The organism is Neisseria sp. P0022.S010 (assembly GCF_051956635.1).
Genome location: NZ_JBQCXF010000706.1, coordinates 1 through 1,287 on the forward strand (window position 1 = coordinate 1; position 1,287 = coordinate 1,287).

General features: G+C 41.1%; 2 protein-coding genes and 1 pseudogene. 2 read left to right on the plus strand and 1 reads right to left on the minus strand.

All coding sequences use genetic code 11. The features are described 5' to 3' along the window. Positions 1–31 precede the first annotated feature (31 nt). Both ACTHUT_RS20810 and ACTHUT_RS20815 read left to right on the plus strand, forming a co-directional pair. Positions 32–520: pseudogene (locus ACTHUT_RS20810) on the plus strand (nucleoside recognition domain-containing protein); the annotation flags it as partial. Beyond that, positions 517–645 carry a FeoB-associated Cys-rich membrane protein gene (locus ACTHUT_RS20815; protein ID WP_003683546.1) on the plus strand — a complete coding sequence of 43 codons (129 nt, stop codon included), beginning with the start codon at positions 517–519 and terminating at the stop codon, positions 643–645. The pseudogene ACTHUT_RS20810 and the gene ACTHUT_RS20815, both read left to right, overlap by 4 nt. A 122-nt stretch (positions 646–767) precedes the next feature. Here ACTHUT_RS20815 and ACTHUT_RS20820 read toward each other — a convergent pair. Continuing rightward, positions 768–1,287 (minus strand): phosphatase PAP2 family protein (locus tag ACTHUT_RS20820; protein WP_440419707.1); only part of this gene is annotated, 520 nt, incomplete at its 5' end.

A 1,287-nucleotide genomic window follows, 5' to 3' on the forward strand; every position in this document is an offset into this window, starting at 1 on the left:
ATAAAACAAAACAAAAGCCCTCCCAAAACACACGAGTACCATCATCTTCGCGTTGGCCGTGGTTCTGTGGGGCTTGGTAAGCTGGCCGCAACCGCCTGAAGGCGCAACCGGTGCAGCCATCGATTACAGCTTGGCAGGTACGCTTGGTCATGCTATTCAGCCGTTGTTTGCACCTTTGGGCTTTACTTGGGAAATGTGTATCGCCATGATTCCGGGTATTGCCGCGCGCGAAGTGGTTGTTGCCGCATTGGGTACCGTTTACGCCGTCAGCGCGTCGTCTGAAGATGCGGTACAAAACGCACTGATTCCTATCGTACACAACAACTGGGGCTTGCCGACTGCCTTTGCCTTCTTGGCTTGGTATGTGTATGCTCCGATGTGTGCCGCGACTTTGACCGTAATTAAACGCGAAACTAAATCCACGAAAAATATGCTTATGATTACAGGCTATTTGTTCCTGATGGCTTATTTTGCCGCATTTGTGGTTTACCAAATTTCTTCAAGGATACTATCGTCATGACTCAATATATTATCGTCGGCTTGATTATGCTCGCCTGCGTATTCTTCCTCTTGCGAAAATTCGTGTTCAAACCGAAAAAACGCGACTGCAGCAGCGGCTGCGGCAAATGCGGCGGTTGCGGTTAAATAAAGAGGGTTAGGTTTAAAAGTAAAAGGCCGTCTGAAATGGTTTCAGACGGCCTTTTTGTATGTTTGAACTATGCTTCAATCGTTGTTGTAGTGCTTTCTAAGATTCTGTGACAAAACGCTTAAACTGTCTTTTTTCTTGGGAAAAGGATACAAGTGATTAAAAATATTAATGTTCCCCCTACAAAATCAATCAAATGGTGTTGATAGACAAATAAGACCGAAATAGCGAGTAAAAATCCCCAGATACCAAAAAATGATTTTAAGAATTTGGATTTGAATTCTCTACAATAAACCTCAGCTGAAAGAAAAGCGAAACTCACATGTAATGACGGGCATTGGTTAAAACTACTGTCCAATTTTCCCAAAATATAAAAGAAGGATTTTAAAATTTGGTTATCGACTTCAGGCTTGAAAAAATAAAATTTCATAGGAAATATTACAAATAGAGCAGTAGAAACTCCGATTAAAAAGGTTGCTCTTTTTATCAGTAATTTCAGACTGCTTTCGTTCTTTTCCAAAAATATAGTGACCAAGAAGAAAAACGGTGACGTCATATAAGGCAACATAAAGATGGGCAAGAAAGGAATATTCCTTTCCCAATCTATAAAATATGAAGGCACATTATCGACTGTATATGTA

Bases quoted from the DNA above. Each gene is read 5' to 3' on its own strand.
- ACTHUT_RS20815 (WP_003683546.1), top strand. From the start codon at position 517: ATGACTCAATATATTATCGTCGGCTTGATTATGCTCGCCTGCGTATTC.